The sequence below is a fragment of the Marinilabilia rubra genome, assembly GCF_003121985.1.
Lineage (GTDB): Bacteria > Bacteroidota > Bacteroidia > Bacteroidales > Marinilabiliaceae > Marinilabilia > Marinilabilia rubra.
The window spans coordinates 508,495-525,793 of the sequence record NZ_QEWP01000001.1; the positions used below are offsets into that span (position 1 = coordinate 508,495).

Annotated in this window: 14 protein-coding genes; 8 read left to right on the forward strand and 6 right to left on the reverse strand. The window is 40.0% G+C overall.

Annotated elements, in window-relative coordinates:
• Positions 1–460: 460 nt before the first annotated feature.
• Entirely contained in the window at positions 461–3,769 is a 3,309-nt protein-coding gene (locus tag DDZ16_RS02195; RefSeq protein ID WP_109262770.1) for a ligand-binding sensor domain-containing protein, read from the forward strand.
• A gap of 311 nt (positions 3,770–4,080) precedes the next feature.
• Here DDZ16_RS02195 and DDZ16_RS02200 read toward each other — a convergent pair whose 3' ends face one another.
• Complete coding sequence (locus DDZ16_RS02200) at positions 4,081–5,835, reverse strand: response regulator (RefSeq protein ID WP_109262771.1); 1,755 nt, start codon at positions 5,833–5,835, stop codon at positions 4,081–4,083.
• 173 nt (positions 5,836–6,008) lie between these two features.
• On the opposite strand from DDZ16_RS02200, the gene DDZ16_RS02205 reads away from it, so the two are divergent.
• Positions 6,009–6,854: a hypothetical protein gene (locus DDZ16_RS02205; protein ID WP_109262772.1), complete on the forward strand. Its 846-nt coding sequence runs from the start codon at positions 6,009–6,011 to the stop codon at positions 6,852–6,854.
• Between the two features lie 288 nt (positions 6,855–7,142).
• On the forward strand, positions 7,143–8,834 hold the full coding sequence (gene ettA / locus DDZ16_RS02210; protein ID WP_109262773.1) for an energy-dependent translational throttle protein EttA: 1,692 nt from the start codon (positions 7,143–7,145) through the stop codon (positions 8,832–8,834).
• 52 nt (positions 8,835–8,886) lie between these two features.
• Here ettA and DDZ16_RS02215 read toward each other — a convergent pair whose 3' ends face one another.
• On the reverse strand, positions 8,887–10,020 hold the full coding sequence (locus tag DDZ16_RS02215) for an adenylate/guanylate cyclase domain-containing protein (protein WP_109262774.1): 1,134 nt from the start codon (positions 10,018–10,020) through the stop codon (positions 8,887–8,889).
• Between the two features lie 160 nt (positions 10,021–10,180).
• Here DDZ16_RS02215 and DDZ16_RS02220 point away from each other — a divergent pair, with 160 nt between their 5' ends.
• Both DDZ16_RS02220 and DDZ16_RS02225 read left to right on the forward strand, forming a co-directional pair.
• Positions 10,181–10,519: a DUF4870 domain-containing protein gene (locus DDZ16_RS02220; protein WP_109262775.1), complete on the forward strand. Its 339-nt coding sequence runs from the start codon at positions 10,181–10,183 to the stop codon at positions 10,517–10,519.
• A 369-nt stretch (positions 10,520–10,888) separates the two neighbouring features.
• A complete protein-coding gene (locus DDZ16_RS02225) occupies positions 10,889–11,365 on the forward strand; it encodes a WbuC family cupin fold metalloprotein (protein WP_109262776.1) in 477 nt (158 codons plus the stop codon).
• Between the two features lie 40 nt (positions 11,366–11,405).
• On the opposite strand, the gene ilvD is transcribed toward DDZ16_RS02225, so the two are convergent.
• Positions 11,406–13,085 carry a dihydroxy-acid dehydratase gene (gene ilvD, locus DDZ16_RS02230; RefSeq protein WP_109262777.1) on the reverse strand — a complete coding sequence of 560 codons (1,680 nt, stop codon included), beginning with the start codon at positions 13,083–13,085 and terminating at the stop codon, positions 11,406–11,408.
• Between the two features lie 193 nt (positions 13,086–13,278).
• Between ilvD and DDZ16_RS02235 the strand changes: the two genes are divergently transcribed.
• Together DDZ16_RS02235 and DDZ16_RS02240 are read left to right on the forward strand one after the other, a co-directional pair.
• On the forward strand, positions 13,279–13,461 hold the full coding sequence (locus tag DDZ16_RS02235) for a hypothetical protein (protein ID WP_109262778.1): 183 nt from the start codon (positions 13,279–13,281) through the stop codon (positions 13,459–13,461).
• Positions 13,462–13,800: 339 nt separating this feature from the next.
• Positions 13,801–14,070, forward strand: a complete 270-nt coding sequence (locus DDZ16_RS02240) for an aspartate/glutamate racemase family protein (RefSeq protein ID WP_109262779.1) — start codon at positions 13,801–13,803, stop codon at positions 14,068–14,070.
• A gap of 35 nt (positions 14,071–14,105) precedes the next feature.
• On the opposite strand, the gene DDZ16_RS02245 is transcribed toward DDZ16_RS02240, so the two are convergent.
• Together DDZ16_RS02245 and DDZ16_RS02250 are read right to left on the reverse strand one after the other, a co-directional pair.
• Positions 14,106–15,398, reverse strand: coding sequence for an NAD(P)/FAD-dependent oxidoreductase (locus tag DDZ16_RS02245; protein WP_198416661.1), 1,293 nt, complete (start codon positions 15,396–15,398; stop codon positions 14,106–14,108).
• Between the two features lie 376 nt (positions 15,399–15,774).
• Positions 15,775–16,653 carry a 3-keto-disaccharide hydrolase gene (locus tag DDZ16_RS02250; protein ID WP_109262780.1) on the reverse strand — a complete coding sequence of 293 codons (879 nt, stop codon included), beginning with the start codon at positions 16,651–16,653 and terminating at the stop codon, positions 15,775–15,777.
• Between the two features lie 14 nt (positions 16,654–16,667).
• Between DDZ16_RS02250 and DDZ16_RS20675 the strand changes: the two genes are divergently transcribed.
• Complete coding sequence (locus tag DDZ16_RS20675) at positions 16,668–16,850, forward strand: hypothetical protein (protein WP_158275587.1); 183 nt, start codon at positions 16,668–16,670, stop codon at positions 16,848–16,850.
• An 81-nt stretch (positions 16,851–16,931) separates the two neighbouring features.
• Here the strand turns inward: DDZ16_RS20675 and DDZ16_RS02255 are convergent, their stop codons facing one another.
• Positions 16,932–17,204 (reverse strand): DUF493 family protein, encoded by a 273-nt coding sequence (locus tag DDZ16_RS02255; RefSeq protein ID WP_109262781.1) that lies wholly within the window; start codon positions 17,202–17,204, stop codon positions 16,932–16,934.
• Positions 17,205–17,299: the final 95 nt, after the last annotated feature.

Below are 17,299 nucleotides of genomic sequence, written 5' to 3' on the forward strand. Positions count from 1 at the left end.
TTTAAAACAGCTACGCATCTTAGTATTAAAAAGGCGCGCGGGCCCGTCCGTTTTCCGGGCCGGCGGTTGGCGAGAAGGCTTAATGGTCGACTTCCAGGCCTTGCGGGCTAGCCGGAAATTAATCCTGATGCGGGTGGATAGGTTTAAACGGACTTCCCGAGAATAGTTTTTGTGGGTTTTTGGCCTAACAAAAACCTTACAAAACTTAATTCGGGATTTTGTTTCTTTTTGGGGCTATGCCAAAAAGAAAATCAAAAAAAATAAAAATGAGGCTGCTGCCTTTTTAAGCAGCCTCTAATTAAAGGCAAGACTGAGCAGATTTGATTTTTAAAAGTTTTGAAGAAGATGCCGGGGTGCTCTTTTAAGAGTATACCCGGTTTTTTTCTTAGCTAAACTGTTTGCTTTGGTAGTATTTTTATATTTTCGTAGAAATCAATTTTGAAAGCCAATTCCCTTTATTGTGAAAAAAAATCCGAAAGTATACTTTTTTCTTTTTCTCCTTTACGGTTTTCTTGCTTCTTCAGTAGAAGGTCGTAACCATGTTGAATTGCCAAATTTTGATATTGGCAAAGGCCTTTCTAATAATTCGGTTAATGTTTTATTTCAGGATGATTACGGGTTTTTGTGGATAGGAACTGAGGATGGTCTAAATAAATACGATGGGTATGGATTTAAAATCTATAGACATGACCCGTCAAACAAATATTCCATTGCAGGTAACCATATTCAAGCTATTGTGCAGGACGACGAGAAAAATCTTTGGATTGGAACCCTAAACGGAGGTCTGAGTAGACTGGATTATTCAACAGGGAAATTCTATAATTATTTTGCTGATTCCAATGATCCCAATGCACTTCCCGAGAATGGCATTTATGGATTACTTGTCGATAACAGAGGCCGCTTATGGGTTAAAACTCAAACTTATCTGTCACTCTTTAAAGGCGATTCTATAGGTTTTGAAAATTTTGGTCATTTTGATAATGTCTTTAATGTGCAGGAATCAAGCAAATATCCTCTCGTGCTTGAATCTGACACATCGATCCTGGTTGGAACGAAAGATGGTTTGAACAGGTTTAATACACGAAACAAACATTTTACAAGATTCTCATGCCTTGCGTCAGAGGAGAATAATCGGCAGGAATCTGTATTCGATGTCTTGCCATACAATAAAGGGGTTTACCTTGTTGCAACTTCATCAGGCCTTCAAATCCTGGAGTTCTCTGATGAGAATAAGGCTTTGGCTTGCAAAGCTGCAAATGTTGAATCTCTGACAGCTGTAAACGATATTCTCCAGCTTCAAAGTGGAGAAGTTTTTCTGGGCACTGCAACGGGACTTAAGAATGTGGATGTTGAATCATTCGATAGTCAGGCTGTTGAGGAAGTGGATGCTTTTTTGGACAATAAGATTGTTACTTCTATTTGTCAGGATAAAACCGGCATTATCTGGATTGGGACCCGTTACAACGGATTGTATAAACTGAATATGACACCTTCCAAGTTTAAGACAATACCGAAGAGCGTGTTGAAAAACAATAGCATCTCCTCACTGAACATTCAAAGTGTTTTTCAAGATGATGATGGCGCTTTATGGCTTGGAACGATCGATTCAGGGATCTTTAAATACAATTTGAAGTCGAAGAAGATAGAGTTGCTCGATTTTTATTGTGCAGAGACAAGCACACATCAGCCAAATTCTGTTTTTGTATTGAAGAAAGATGTTTTAGGTAAGATATGGGCTGGTACAAACTGCGGTTTGTTTTATTTTTCGCCTACGCAGAATAGGTTTGTGAAATTTTCTAATGTGATAAATAAAAGGGTTGGGAATTTGGTCAAGAAGAATCAAATCTTTGCTCTTCAGGATGACTTAGACGGCAACTTATGGATTGGAGCCCGATTTGGATTGTATCGTTTTGATGGAACACACTTATTTAGCTATTTCTATGACAGTAATGACTCTTCTGGTTTATTAGATGACAGAATTAATTCACTTTGTGCAGATGAGAGAGGGAATATCTGGATTGGTACAGCATCAGGCCTGAATGTTTGGGATCGGGAGTTGAAGCAAATAAAAGCAATCGGGTTGGGCATGAGTGAGGATTTTAATGGCAGAATTCCGGTTCTTTCATTGAATCTGTCGTATCGGGGGAGTGTTCTTGTGGGTACACGCTCAGGTGTTTATGAGGTTGTATCTAAGGATTCCAAGCCGAGATTGATGTCAGGAAATGATAATTTGGAAAATGATATGATCAAGGCGGTTGTTTCGGATAATACCAATCGCGCCTGGGTTGCCACCAATAAAGGGATTTCTTGTTTGAATCCTGACGGAACAGCATATAATTTTGATTTAGTGGATGGTTTGCCCGGATATGTATTTAACCAAAACAGCGTTTTTAAGAATCGCTCGGGAACTATGTTTTTTGGAAGTACCGATGGATTATGTTGGTTTCATCCCGATTCTATAAATTATAATCTCACATTACCTCCGCTGGCATTTACAAGTATTGAAGTAATACGGCGAGGAGAGAAAACAGAATCTTACTGGCCCCAGCGTGAGGCGGTTGAGATTAAATACAGACCATTTACCAGTGTGGAGGTTGAGTTTTCAGCCTTAGAGTTTACCCAGCCGTCAAAGAATAAATATAAAGTTTTTTTACAAGGATACGATTCTGCCTGGCGGCCTTTAACGAATGAGAATAAAGTTTCCTTTTCTAATCTGCTGCCCGGGGAATATGTTTTAAAGATTATTGCATCGAATAATGATTTTACCTGGAATAACACGCCTCATGAACTGAATATCATTGTTAACCCACCCTTGTACCTGTCCAATTATGCTTTTGCTTTTTATATTTTGGCCGTTATTTTCATTATTCATCTTTTCATTAATTACAGAGTAAGACATTATCGGAAGGCCAATAAAGAGTTGCAAGAAAAAAATGTAAATAAAAAGCAAATAGAAGCTCAGCGGGAGGTTTTAACCAGAATAAACAGAAGTTTGACTGATAGTATCAACTATGCAAGGCGCATTCAACGAGCAATGATTCCATCCGAAAAAGCTTTTGCAGCCTTGTTCCCGCAGTCGTTTGTTTACCTGAGAGCCAGAGATATAGTTAGTGGTGATTTCTTTTGGTTCCATGAGCAAAATGATAAAACCTATATTGCAGCAGTAGATTGTACCGGTCACGGAGTTCCGGGGGCTTTTATGTCTATCATTGGGATCGACTTATTAAAAAACATCATTGAAATACAGGGAGTTGTTTCTCCCTCCGAGATATTAAGAACAATGAATGCCGAGTTGATCCGTACTCTTCATAAAGAACAGCCGGTGGAGTCGATAGATGGAGACATCAACGATGGAATGGATATGTCACTTCTGGTGATTGACCGCAAAACTAAAGTAGCAGAGTTTGCCGGAGCTTATAATGGTTTTTACCTTGTGAGGGATAATGAAATTCTAACCTTTAAGGGAGATCGTTTCCCTGTGGGTTATTTGAAAGATGGCGTCTCTCCTTCGTTTTCCAAAAAGGAGGTGCAACTCCAGAACAATGATATTTTGTATCTATTCTCAGACGGACTTCCGGATCAATTTGGAGGGCCTGATCATAAGAAATTTAAGTACAGACGATTCAGGCTTTTATTGCTAAATATTCACAGAATGACTTTCCGTGATCAAAAAAATATGCTTCATCAGAAGATAGAGGAGTGGATGAACGGTGAAAACGAGCAGGTTGATGATATGCTTGTCGTTGGTTTTAAGCCCTATGGAGGGTGAGGAGTACAGTAATCCTCATATTGACCCGTTAATCACAGGTTTATCGATGTCTCATTTTCTTGCCCCTATAAGCATTCATCCCCTCCCTTGCGTTTTTAATAGTGCGTGTCCATAAAGTCCCATTTACCGCGTTACGCTTGCCCGAAAAGTACTTATCCCGAAGGATCGGGACTACGAGTTTTCGGGCTTCTCAAACCTTGTAAATGAAATTTTCTCAACACGCACAACAATTTCAACACTGTTTGCTTAGTTTGTAGACCGACACGAAATAAAACAGGAGGGGAATATCCTCCTGCTTTTGCAACGCAGTATTAAAGATGTTTCTTGATTAATTGCAGCAGCTCATCGGGTTGAAAGGGCTTACTTATGTATCCATCCATGCCGGCAGCCATACATCTTTCTTTGTCTTCTGGAAAAGCATTGGCTGTAACTGCTATAATAGGAGTGTGGGAATTGGTACTTTGTTCCATCTCGCGAATTTTTTGAGTTGCTTTTAACCCGTCCATTACAGGCATCTGAATATCCATAAGAACCAAATCATATTTTGTATGCCCAAATTTTTCGAGGGCTTCTTTCCCGTTAAAAGCCACATCAATCTTTTTAACAGAATTTTTGATGTATAGGATGATGATTTGTTGATTGCTGAGGTTGTCCTCGGCCAATAAAATTGTTGAATCTTTGAGGTTTACCTGTGGTTTAACAGGTTCTTCTTTCCTGATGCTCGTTTCAGACTTACTCGTTGAGACGTTATCAACATCCTGGCCTTCAGAGAAGGTGAAACTGAATTCGAAAACCGTTTTGTCATTTTCTGAAATTATATTGAATGAGCGTCCTTCTGATTCAATTATTTTCAAGGTAATGCCAAGATCAAGTTTGTCAATAATTCGGCTGTTGTTGATCCTGTCCAGATCTTTGTGATTAAAGAAACCTTCATCTATTCTGGTCTTTTTGCTGTCTTCGGGCACAACCATGTTGGTAATAATCCGGAATAGCAGTTCCACCTTACCGGGCATCCCGTCCAGACGGTTAACTTCAATGGTAATAAACTTGCTGGATTGATTGTTGTTTTTAACAATGCTGTTAATGAGATTCAGGAAGACCTGCTTAATTTTTATACTATTGCCGGTGATGGCCGTTGGTATATCGGCAGAGAGGGAGAGGTTGAATCGTGTGCGGGCAAGACCCGGCTTTCCGGAAAAGAGTCTGATGGTATTGTTAAGGGTGGTATATAGATTAAAGCTGACCATGTTCTCCGGTTCGTGTGTGAATGTCTTAGATGAAAAAACCAGATTATTTACCACGTCAACTAAGTTGTTGGTAGAAGCATGGATGGTATTCAGATAATCCCTTTGCTCATCACTCATTACAGAGTTGTCCAGAAGTTCCAGAATACCGGTAATGTTGTTCAAAGGGGTTCTTATTTGGTATGAAAGTTTGTTTATCAGGCTTTCCTGGGCTCTGTTTTGGTTTTCTGACTCCAGAATTTGTCTGTCTTTCTCCAGGAATACCTCGGAACGTAAGAATTGAAAGGTAAATCCTATCAGAAAGGAAATGATGTAACTGCTTACGAAAAACAATTTTTCCTGAAAACTATAGTCAACGATCCAATTGAGAGCTGGCGCAGGAATCAGGAAAAATAAAATCACAAAACCAAACAACCCAAAAGCCCAGTAAATCCCTCTTTTTCGACCGCTAATGGTCATTGTGACCAATGGGTAAAAAACCAACCAGTATCCATCCATCCCGGTTACACCGCCGGTTATCATGAAAAAAGAAAAGGTCACAAATAAGATGGTGAGAAAAATATTTTGAAATCTTAAATCTTGTTCATCACGGGAACTAAAATAATAATTTGCCGTAAAGGACAACGATAATACCAAAAGAGGGGCTGCAAGAATTATGTTTTCCTGAGCTAAGGAGATGAGGCCTTCAATTAAAACAGTGATGATGAACAAGAAGTTGGTGATATTAAGCAGAAGGGTTTTGGTTTTTGAGTCCATGTCTGCTTTATCTTCCCGTTCCGGGATAAACTGACTGACAATTTTATTGAAAAAGGAAGTGAGCATATTTTCGGTTTAGTTTTAAAGTTGTAAATGTATGTATTTTTGTAAAATTCATAAATTTTCTTTTAATATGAAATAGCTTTTCTTTCCTCAAACCGGAGTTTTTTATTAAATTTTGGAACCATTATTGAATTAATTTAAATGTATTCATTCTGGTTTTGTTTAAAAAAGTAATTATGAAACGTATCTTATTCTTTTTATTTGTGGTGGTTTTAGGTGTTTTTGCCCGGGGGCAGGAACATATTCCTGAATTGGAAGATTACCAAAATTTCATGAACAGTAAAACGCTCGTTTTGCTCGAGAAAAACCCAATGAGTGACTTTAACCTTGTCATCAAGGATGTGATGGAAAATACCTGGACCATTACACCTTATGAGTTTATTGATGACGCAGAGTTTGAAGCTTTCAGAAACAATTCGGATTATTCTTTTTTATTAATTACCAAAGCCGCATTTGAGCGTGATAGAACAAAAGCCCGATACAATTTCTTAAGCCTTTTAATGGCAGAAAGAGCCAAAAAAGTTAGGGATATGCCGGATTTATGCAGCCTCCCGTTAGGTTATGTTCAGGTAGAGGATGACAGCTATAGTTATAAGATCGAGGCGTTCATTCGTTTTATCCAAAACCATGTGAAGTTGATGATGGGAGACCCTTCTTTAATTGGTAAGAATCCCTTTAAATACTATAACCGGACCATGCGCGATGATTTGGAAAATAAAACCTTATATTTGACTAAGAAAGATCTTGCAAAAGATATCGATACTGAATCTGAGATTAGGGATGTGTATCCCCATGATTTTGAAATCGTTGAGCCTGAAGAGGTGGCTAGAGCCATCGCGGATAAACGTGAAAATGTTGTGTTTTTGCACAAAGTGGGACCGGAAAAAACCCGAATCAGAGCCCGTGTTTACAAAATGTTGGTAGGAGCTGGAGATCCTCATTTTTATTATTTTGATTATGAAATGATGAAAAAAGCACAGGATGATGCATTCCAAAAGAAAGATTTGAAAAAAATCAGATAATATAATTCTGTTTCCGGGATTGATTTTTATTTTTTCTTAAACCTGTTAGTATTTTTGCATTGCAAAAAGATACTGACAGGTTTTATTTTGGTATCTTTTAATAATAGACCGTTAGAGTTCCTGCCTCCGGCAGGCAGGTCAGGTATAAGATGTAAGGCAAATATTATAACACTGAAAACCTGTGTATTAGCCTAAATCAAGGTATTCCTGCATGCGAGTGATAACAGGTGTGTTGCAAGGGTTTTTCGGAGTATTGTTTTAAGAAGGATAATAAATAAAGATTACGATATGTCAGACGACAAAAAGATTATTTTTAGTATGGTGGGGGTGAGTAAAATATACCCTCCTCAAAAGAGAGTTTTAAATGACATTTATTTGTCATTCTTTTACGGAGCCAAGATCGGAATCATTGGTTTAAATGGTTCTGGTAAATCTACCTTGTTGAAAATTATTGCGGGTATTGAAAATGAATATCAGGGAGACGTGGTATTCTCACCCGGGTACTCTGTTGGCTATCTGGAACAGGAGCCACAATTGGATGAAGGAAAAACAGTAAAACAGGTAGTTGAAGAAGGAGTAAAGGAAGTAACGGATGTGCTTAAGGCTTATGAAGAGGTAAACCTGAAGTTTGGCGATCCTGAAGTACTTGAAGATCCCGACAAGATGCAGGCTTTGATGGATGAACAGGCAAAGTTGCAGGAAAAAATTGATCAACACGATGCATGGAACCTGGATACCCGTTTGGAAAGGGCCATGGATGCCCTTAGGTGTCCCCCTGAAGATCAGCCTGTGAGCGAATTATCAGGAGGAGAGAGACGCAGGGTCGCTTTGTGCCGTTTATTGCTTCAGGAGCCGGATATCCTGCTTTTGGATGAGCCTACTAACCACCTTGACGCAGAATCGGTTCAGTGGCTTGAGTTGTATCTGCAACAATACAAAGGAACGGTGATCGCCATTACCCACGATCGTTATTTCCTAGACAATGTTGCGGGCTGGATATTGGAGCTTGATCGTGGAGAAGGTATTCCCTGGAAAGGAAATTACTCCGGCTGGCTGGAGCAAAAAGCCAAGCGTCTTGAAATGGAAGAAAAACATGCTTCCAAACGGCGAAAGACCCTTGAGCGTGAGCTTGACTGGGTGCGTATGGCTCCAAAAGCAAGGCAAGCCAAGTCAAAAGCCCGACTTTCTGCTTATGACAGTTTAATGCAGGAGGATGTGAAACAGAAGGAAGAAAAACTCGAGATATTTATCCCCAATGGTCCACGTTTGGGTGAAAAGGTTATTGAGGCTCAAAATGTAGCCAAGGGGTTTGGAGATCGGTTGTTGTTTGATAATCTTGATTTTAAACTGCCACGAAATGGGATTGTAGGTGTTATTGGGCCAAACGGTGCTGGTAAAACTACCTTGTTCCGTATGATTATGGGACAGGAATCAGTTGATGAAGGGAACTTTGAAGTAGGCGAGACCGTGAAAGTAGGGTATGTGGATCAGTCGCATGCCGATATTGATCCCGAAAAAACAGTTTATGAGGTTATTTCCGGCGGAAATGAGACACTTAAAATGGGAGGTCGTGAGATTAATGCGCGTGCTTATATTGCAAGGTTTAATTTCTCAGGAGGAGATCAGGAGAAAAAATGTGGGATTCTTTCCGGAGGAGAGAGAAATCGTCTGCATTTGGCCATGACCTTGAAAGAAGAGGCCAATGTATTGTTATTGGATGAGCCGACAAACGATATTGATGTAAACACATTAAGGGCGCTGGAGGAAGCTTTGGATGACTTTGCCGGATGTGCTGTTATTGTATCTCACGACCGTTGGTTCCTCGACCGTGTCTCAACTCACATTCTTGCCTTTGAGGGTAATTCCAATGTCCATTTCTTTGAAGGGGGCTATACTGATTATGAGGAAAATAAAAAGAAACGGGTAGGTGATAATTCACCTCATCGCATAAAATACCGGACTTTACAAAAGAAAGGATAAAGCATTTTAAACCGGAGATCATGAAAAAAATGGTTTCCGGTTTTTGTTGGTTTTAAAGGGTGTCAAAATTTGAAATAGAGGCGTTTCTTAAAGGTCTCCCTTTTTGGGAAAAGAGACTCGAGTCATTTTGGGGTTTGTGAAGGTAATACATTTCAATCATGCCTTTGCCTTTAACACGCTGTGGGACCCTCCTTACAAAGCTGAAATGCGGCTCCAGGAGTTTTTTTGTTGATTCCGATATGTTTATCTGCATTGGACCGCTGTGAGTTTGCATACGAGCGGCGATGTTCACATTGTCTCCGAAAATATCGTAAGAAAGATTGTGCTCACTGATAAAACCGGCAATGATTTCGCCGGAGTTAAGTCCGATTCGCAATTCCCATTGAATCCCATTTTGCAGATTTCTCTTTTGTATGAATTTCCGCATTTCCATGGCGGCCTTGGCTGCTCGCAGGGCATGTTCCTTAGAGTTGCTAAACATACCACTTACGGCCATGTAAGCATCGCCAATGGTTTTGATCCTGACACAATTATGCTTTTGGGAAATCTCATCCATTTTGGTGAAGATAATGCGAAGTTCATCCAGAAGTTTTCGCGGTGACATTCTGGTGGACTTCTCTGTAAAATTCACCAAATCAGCCATCAAAATGGTGACATTCCTGTAAGGTCTTGGTTGAATGGCTTCACCCGCCTTGAGCGATTTGACAATTTCGGCCGGAAGAATATTCTTAAGAATATGGTGCGTTTTCTTTTGTTCAATTTCAAGTTGCTGCTTCTGAATTTTAAGTTGTTTAAGGGTGCTGGCAAGCGTCATTGCCGATCTCACTCTTGCAATAAGTTCTTCTGTTTCAATGGGCTTGCGCAGGTAATCAATGGCTCCGGCTTCCAGGGCTTCTTTAACTTTGTCAGAAGAGCTGAAACTTGAAATAATAATGATGGGAATGTCTTGTGTTTCAGGATTTAGTTTTAGGCTTCTCAAAGCTTCCATCCCTGATATCTCAGGCATTTCCCAGTCAAGAAGAATAATGTCTGGTTTCGACTGAAATGCACATCGGTAGGTTTCATAACCATCTCTTGCCCTTTGAAAATCGATGTCATTGGAAAGCGAGCTCAACTGAACTTTGATAAATTCAGCAATGCTGTCCATGTCATCGGCAATGAGTATGGTTAATTTTGTCGATTGCATTGAAAATGAGTTTGTGAAGGACAAAGTTAGTGTTTTTTGTTGAGATGTGTTTTAATTTGTGTAAAGGATGAAAAAAATATAAACTGTTTGGCAGAAGTCTCTGGTTTTGTGTAATTTTAGGTTTTACTGTAATTGCAATTTTTAAAGAAAATAAATTAGTATGACGCCCGATGAAAAGAACTGGGGGATGTACAGTCACTTAGCGGCCTTCGCAGGTTTGCTTTTCCCTTTTGGAAATGTTATTGGCCCGCTGATTATCTGGGTTCTCAAAAAGGACGAATACCCCTTTGTAGAGCAGGAAGGTAAGGAATCCCTTAATTTTCAAATAACTGTTTCCATTGCCGTGATAGTGGCCGGACTGTTGAGTGTGGTGTTGATTGGAATTCCCTTGTTGATTGCTATTGCCATCTTTGCCCTGGTCTTTATCATTAAGGCCGCAATGGAAACAAGTGAGGGACGTCCATACAGATATCCCTACAACCTGAGGTTGATAAAATAGCCAATATATTGGTTTTTTGTAAAGCAATACTTCGTTAAACTTTTGTAAAAAGCTATAAATCAACTTTTTGGAATCATATGCATAATTGCTTTAAAGTTCTGTTTATTAGCGTTATATGGTTTGTCTTTTGTCTAAGTAAAATCATAAACCCTTTTAAATGTGTTTTTATGATTTTCTTAGTTTTTTAAATATGCCGCAAAAAGAATCAAAATTTCTTATATTCGAAAGTTTCCAGCTTCTAACTTCCAGCCTCCAGCTTCCGGCTTCCGCGCGGCTGGGCTACTTAAATCTGATATCTATCCCGAAGCATCGGGACTAACGATCTATTATAAAGTGAACTTTAATAATTGATAAAGATAACTTTGAAGGATGAAATTAATTAATCAGGATTTATTGAATGACTTGTCCAGCGAAGCTTCCAAAGCTACCCGAAAGAGAAAAAATTACAATTTTCATTTCGGGCCGGCCGATGTTCTGCAACGCATGTTAAATGCATTCGAACCCGGCACTTATGTCCGACCCCATAAACATGAGAATCCAGCTAAGCGTGAAGTGTTTCTTTTATTGCGGGGAAGGTTGTTAATGCTTTTTTTCAACGATGGAGGGGAAGTTACGGAAAGGATTACTTTATCGGCAAAAGATGGCAGTTATGGTGTCGAGGTGCCTCCCGGTGAGTGGCATATGGGCATCTCTCTTGAAAAAGGAACCGTTATTTATGAACTAAAAGACGGCCCTTACGATCCTGTTAATGATAAGGAATTTGCCCCCTGGGCTCCTCCGGAAGGGGCTCCTGAGGTTAAAGAATACTTGGAAAACCTGCTTTGGGAAAATGTCCCAAACTATTAAGCAGTGTTTGGTGGCATTTTCCACTTTTTTATTGTTCATGTTACTGGTCAGTAACACACCCTTCCGAAGCAGAGGAAACTGTATTTCGAAACTTCTTTAGAATCCCCGTTGCAGCATTGGCTTTTGGGAGCCGTTGTTTATTTTTCCTGGATTTAATTTCTTCATCCGAAAGATTCACTTCTATTTTATTTTGGTTGATATCAATGGTGATTTTATCGCCATCATTGATATAACCGATAAGTCCTCCGTTGAAAGCTTCAGGGGTGATGTGTCCAACCACAAAACCATGAGAGCCACCTGAAAAGCGACCATCTGTTATGAGGGCAACATCATTGCCTAATCCCGCTCCCATTACAGCTCCGGTTGGTTTGAGCATTTCCGGCATTCCGGGGCCTCCTTTAGGACCATTGTTGCGTATAACAATAACATCTCCCGGTTTTACAGTTGACTTGATGCCCTCAATAGCCGATGTTTCATCATCGAACACACGGGCCGGACCTGTAAATTTTTCTCCCTCCTTTCCGGTGATTTTGGCAACGGCCCCTTCCGGTGCCAGATTTCCATAAAGAATCTGAATGTGACCGGTTTTTTTGATGGGGTTGTTGACTTCATGAATAATTTGCTGCTCTTTTTTAATTTCCGGAATCTTTTCCAGGTTTTCGCTAACGGTTTTTCCGGTAACGGTCATGCAGTTGCCGTTTAGTAGATTTTCCTTTAGGAGAAATTTCATAACTGCGGGAATGCCCCCTATGTTGTGAAGATCCTCCATAAGATATGTCCCGCTTGGCTTTAGGTCTGCCAGGTATGGTGTTTTATTACTTATGGCCTGAAAATCATCTATAGTAAGTGAAATGCCCACTGCTTTAGCCATTGCGATGAGGTGAATAACTGCATTTGTTGAACCGCCAAGTGCCATTATCAGAGTAATGGCATTCCCGAAAGCCTCTTTGGTCATTATATCACGTGGCTTCAGGTCTTTTTCAAGAACAAGCTTGATGGCTTCTCCCAGTCGCTCGGTTTCTTTACTTTTCTCAGAACTAACTGCAGGATTGGACGATGAAAATGGCAGGCTCATTCCCATGCACTCAATCGCTGCAGCCATTGAATTGGCTGTGTACATTCCACCGCAAGCACCTGCTCCTGGAATGGCATGTTTAATTATGCCTTTGAAATCAAAATCGGAGATGGTGCCTTTAAGTCTTTCGCCATAAGCTTCAAATGCTGAAACTATATTGAGGTCTTTGTTGTTCCAGCGTCCTTTTTTTACAGTTCCACCATACATCAGAATAGCCGGACGATTTAACCGACCAAGGGCAATCATGGCTCCCGGCATGTTTTTGTCGCAGCCCACAATTGGGATAACAGCATCATAAAACTGAGCACCAACCACGGTTTCGATGGAATCCGCAATGAGCTCTCTGGAAGGCAAAGAATATCGCATGCCCGATGTGCCGTTTGTGATGCCGTCACTTACTCCAATGGTATGGAATATAAGTCCATATAAATCTTTTTGGGCATCCACTTCTTTCTTGACCTCGGTGGCAATGTCATTGAGGTGCATGTTACAGGGATTGCCCTGGAAGCCTGTGCTTACAATGCCAACCTGAGCTTTTTTCTGATCACTTTCGCTCATTCCGATGGCATATAACATTGCCTGCGCAGCTGGAAGACTTTCATCCTGAGTAATAAGCCGACTGTATTTATTAAGTTGATTTTGCATAGTTTGTTTTTTGAAATGATTTAAGAATAACAATAAGGTTCCATTTTATGTTGAGCAAATTGTAGTATTTGATGTTGTGCATGAATCTTGATAATTTTGAGCAAAATGCAAACATGGATTTGGTGGATGAAATTGCTTGTAACTTTAGTGTCTTACTCCTAATATTCGTGTTTTTTGGCAAAATATTTCTAAAATGGCTACGCCATTTTCTGTTTGGGGTCCACGAATTTTACAAATTATACGAATTTTGGTCGCACTTGAAGTGCGACATTTAACGGCTTTCTTTGGCGAGCAAAGCGGCAGAGCCGAGCGGCCGTTTCTCAAAAAAGCTTTAAAACAGCTTTTAATTCGCTTAATTCGTGAACAAAAAAAGTAATTGCGAAGCAATTAGCTTATCCAGCAAATTCTCATTTGATTTTCTTTTACTTGTTTGGTTCTGGCTATGCCAGGTTAGGCTTTAACTCTTTTATCAGTTGTGACACAATGAAGGTATTGGTTACCATAAAAATAGATCGTTAGTCCCGATGCTTCGGGATAGATGTTAGATGTAAGATAATTCGTATCATGCTGAAATTCTGCACATTAATACAAAAGAGGGTGCTCGCATAATTAATTGATTATGAAAGTTTAACGGAGTTGCCTAAAGTATTCGGGAAAAATAGATTTTTAGTATGCCAGTGTGATAAAAAATTAACCATCATAAAAAAAGAATTCCATGAAGAAAATTGGCCTTCTCGGTGGAATGGGCCCCGAATCAACAATTGAATATTATGAGGGAATAATCAATGCCTTTAAAGCATCGAATGACGGAAAGCCGGATTATCCTGACATTATTATTTACAGCCTCAATCTATCCAAAGTTTTAGGGAAGATGCGGGCTTCTGACAATAAGGGGGCCATTGATTATCTGGCAGCCAAACTCAGGAAACTGGAGGATGCAGGTTCCGATTTTATTGCCATGACCGCTAACACAGATCCATATTGATGAGATAGTGAAGCGGTGTCGGGCGTGAAGGTTTCTTATTGATTGTCATGGAATCTTTTTCCTGATGTTAAAATCAGCCTTAGCGATGTATTTTTGGTGACGTATAGCCAGGCCCAGTTAATGAAGATAACGAGCCGGTTCCTTACACTCAAAATCAACATAAGGTGTAAAAACATCCAAACCAACCATGCCAAATATCCCTTAAACTTCATGAACGGGAGATCAACCACAGCTTTGTTGCGGCCAATAGTGGCCATTGAACCCCGATCTTTGTACTTATAGTCGGCAACTGGTTTTTGCTGTAACAAACTTTTCAGGTTTCGGGCCAGTAACCGCGCCTGATTAATCGCTACATTGGCTACCTGAGGATGCCCGTTGGGATAATCGGGAGTTTCCATGTAAGCTATATCCCCTACGGCAAAAATGTTATCAAACCCTTGTACTTTGCTTTGTCTGTCGACGACAATCCGGTTTCCACGAGTGATGACATCCGCAGGGATTCCTTCGGTTTTTCTACCTGTTACTCCCGCTGCCCAAATGACAGTTGCAGATTTGATGGTTTCTCCTGAGCTCAGGGTGAGGTTTTCTCCGTCGTAATCTTTTACAAACGTGTTTTTAAGCAGCACAACACCCATCTCTTTTAGGTATTTCTCGGCGGCTTCGCCTGATGCTTTGCTCATGTTGTTAAGTACATGATTGCTGCCCTCAACCAGTCTTATGGTGAATTTTGAGAGGTCGATGTCGTGGTAGTCCTTTGGAAGGATTTCTTTCTTTATTTCAGCAAAGGCACCGGCCAGCTCTACACCTGTTGGTCCAGCACCCACAATGGTAAGATTAAGCATACGCACCCGGTCCTCTTTAGGCGCGGCAATTACCTTTTCAAAGGTGGTCAGGATATGATTGCGAATCGTGATAGACTGATAGGTGGTTTTAAGCGAAAATGCGTTTTTTTGAATTCTGGAGTTTCCAAAGTAATTGGTCCGGCATCCGGTGGCAAGTATCAGATAATCATAGTTGAAATCACCAATGGTAGTAGATATGCTTTGCTGATCCGGATTTACCTTTAGCATTTCTGCCATACGAATTTGGATGTGAGACCTGCTTTTGAAAATATTTCGGAATGGGAAAGAAATACTTGCAGGTTCTATTTGTGAAGTAGCTACCTGATAAAACAGTGGCTGAAACTGGTGGTGATTGATTTTGTCAATCAACAATACGTTAAAAAAACGGCTATCCAGATTTCTTACTAATTGAAGACCTGCAAAACCTCCGCCTATTACAATGACCTGTTTCTTGTTGGTTTGATCTGCCTCTTTTGCTAACATCATTCTTTCCTTATTTGATATAAATTAATGAGCTGTTGATAGTGGACTAACAGGTCTTAAACATCGAAAAGAAAAGATGGTTTGCTGTTTTAAAGAAGTTTTTCTTTAATTAGAAAAAGATGGTGCTTTTTTAACGTTAGAGAAAAAACAATAGGTCGTTAGATTTTTAGATATCTGTTTGAGGGCAGTCAGGAAAGATGTAAGATGTTTCGTGCAGTATTGATAATCTGTATTTTAATAAACAAATGCTTAGGTGGTTAAGTGGCTGTAAAGGAGTAATTTGAAAGGGTTTGTAAGGGTTTGGCGGGGTATTAAAAAAGAAGGTTGCTCAATAATTTTTTGAGCAACCTTCCAGGTATATCGTCCGGATAAACTGGGTTTAAAAATATTCAGCATAGTTAAGAGGGAGCTTTTCAATTTTTCTTATCCTAATGTCTTTGAAAAACACTTCAGCAGCTTCGCTTTGAATCTGTATTCTTCCACTATCCAGAGCTCGGGAGCCTTCCTTTGTGAAAAACCGTGAATTTTTGAGTACCATTACAACATGTCCGTTCACGATATGCAGGCTTTGTCCTTCATGACATATAAGCTCCAGGGTTGTCCATTCTTCCTTTTCACTCTCATAGTCGGCACTTCTGATGCAAAAAGCATTGCGACCACTATCGCCACCAAGGCTAATAAATGGCTGGCTATGACCGGCAATTGAATTCATCATTCCTTCCTGTGGAAATGCCCTCACGTCGATGGCACTGTTAGCTATGGCCCAATAATCTCCCATATGTCCTTCCATTATCTGAAACTCCTGAGCAAGCATCCATGAGCGCCAGTAATCAACGCCGCATTCTCCTCTGGAATGATACAATACTCCCGAATCCAATAATTTATCTTTTCGCGGTTCCCATTTTTTATTTCCCCACTTAACTTTCAATTTCAGATGGTAATTCCGATAGTCTTCTTTTGTAAAGATACATCCGTAGTACTCGCCTGATATTCTGAGTATTGGTTCGCTGTTTTCTTCCGAAACCGAGAAAACATTGTTCACGTTTTTGCTGTACCCTATTGGTTCAACAGGATTGCCGGTACTATCCAGGGGGTGTTCTCCGTTGTAATCATTGGTGTGTTTGAAGCTTAGATACATATCCCACTGAGAGAGATCCTGGTCAAGTAAAGGTTGCCATTCACTTTCGGGTTGAAATGAAGAAAGCCCCCAAAATGCCAAGGCAATTACCGTGAGCCGGAAAAAGCTTTTCTTTTTCATGAAACAGATTTAGTGTGTATTTTATATTGAGTTGGTATTTGAAGTCTGTCCGTAAAGTACCATTTGCTTCGTTATGCTTGTTGCCAAAATACTCATCCCGAAGCATCGGGACTCCGCTTTTGGCGGCTTCACAAGCTCCCGAAGAAAAATCGGGGCAGGCTTTGCAGCTGGCACTTTCTGACCATACACATGACTAAAACAAATTTTACTTAGTTTACAGACAGGCACTATTTAGTGCCAGCAAGAAAACTCATGTTTTTCATCTGTGCAAACACTATTTACAAAGAAAAAACTCCCTCTATGGCGGTTGCCTCCTGGGTTATTTTTACAACATCGTCAGGTGTCTGCATTACTGCCTTACAGGTAACTGATACATGGCGCATACTTTTCGTATGCTTAAAAGAGATATCTGCTTTTTCCGGCAAAAGTGCCACTACTTTATCCACTTTTCCATGCTGGTTGGGCACAATGAATTTAAACATATACAATTGTGGCCAGTTATCACTCTCTGCTAAAATCTTTCTTAATCTCCTGTAGTCTTTTAAAGCCATATTATTTGGTGTCTGTTACGGTTTGTTTGTTCTTTCTGTGAAAGTCTGTTAGTGGTTTATTTTGTATGGTAAAAATCAGACTTTTATTTTTATAT

Excerpts from the sequence above, each read along its gene's own strand:
- ilvD (WP_109262777.1), bottom strand. The coding sequence starts at position 13,085 with ATGCAAAATCAACTTAATAAATACAGTCGGCTTATTACTCAGGATGAA.
- DDZ16_RS02250 (WP_109262780.1), bottom strand. The coding sequence starts at position 16,653 with ATGAAAAAGAAAAGCTTTTTCCGGCTCACGGTAATTGCCTTGGCATTT.
- DDZ16_RS02220 (WP_109262775.1), top strand. The coding sequence starts at position 10,181 with ATGACGCCCGATGAAAAGAACTGGGGGATGTACAGTCACTTAGCGGCC.
- DDZ16_RS02255 (WP_109262781.1), bottom strand. The coding sequence starts at position 17,204 with ATGGCTTTAAAAGACTACAGGAGATTAAGAAAGATTTTAGCAGAGAGT.
- DDZ16_RS02245 (WP_198416661.1), bottom strand. The coding sequence starts at position 15,398 with ATGATGTTAGCAAAAGAGGCAGATCAAACCAACAAGAAACAGGTCATT.
- DDZ16_RS02225 (WP_109262776.1), top strand. The coding sequence starts at position 10,889 with ATGAAATTAATTAATCAGGATTTATTGAATGACTTGTCCAGCGAAGCT.
- ettA (WP_109262773.1), top strand. The coding sequence starts at position 7,143 with ATGTCAGACGACAAAAAGATTATTTTTAGTATGGTGGGGGTGAGTAAA.
- DDZ16_RS02240 (WP_109262779.1), top strand. The coding sequence starts at position 13,801 with ATGAAGAAAATTGGCCTTCTCGGTGGAATGGGCCCCGAATCAACAATT.
- DDZ16_RS02215 (WP_109262774.1), bottom strand. The coding sequence starts at position 10,020 with ATGCAATCGACAAAATTAACCATACTCATTGCCGATGACATGGACAGC.
- DDZ16_RS02200 (WP_109262771.1), bottom strand. The coding sequence starts at position 5,835 with ATGCTCACTTCCTTTTTCAATAAAATTGTCAGTCAGTTTATCCCGGAA.
- DDZ16_RS02205 (WP_109262772.1), top strand. The coding sequence starts at position 6,009 with ATGAAACGTATCTTATTCTTTTTATTTGTGGTGGTTTTAGGTGTTTTT.
- DDZ16_RS02235 (WP_109262778.1), top strand. The coding sequence starts at position 13,279 with ATGGCTACGCCATTTTCTGTTTGGGGTCCACGAATTTTACAAATTATA.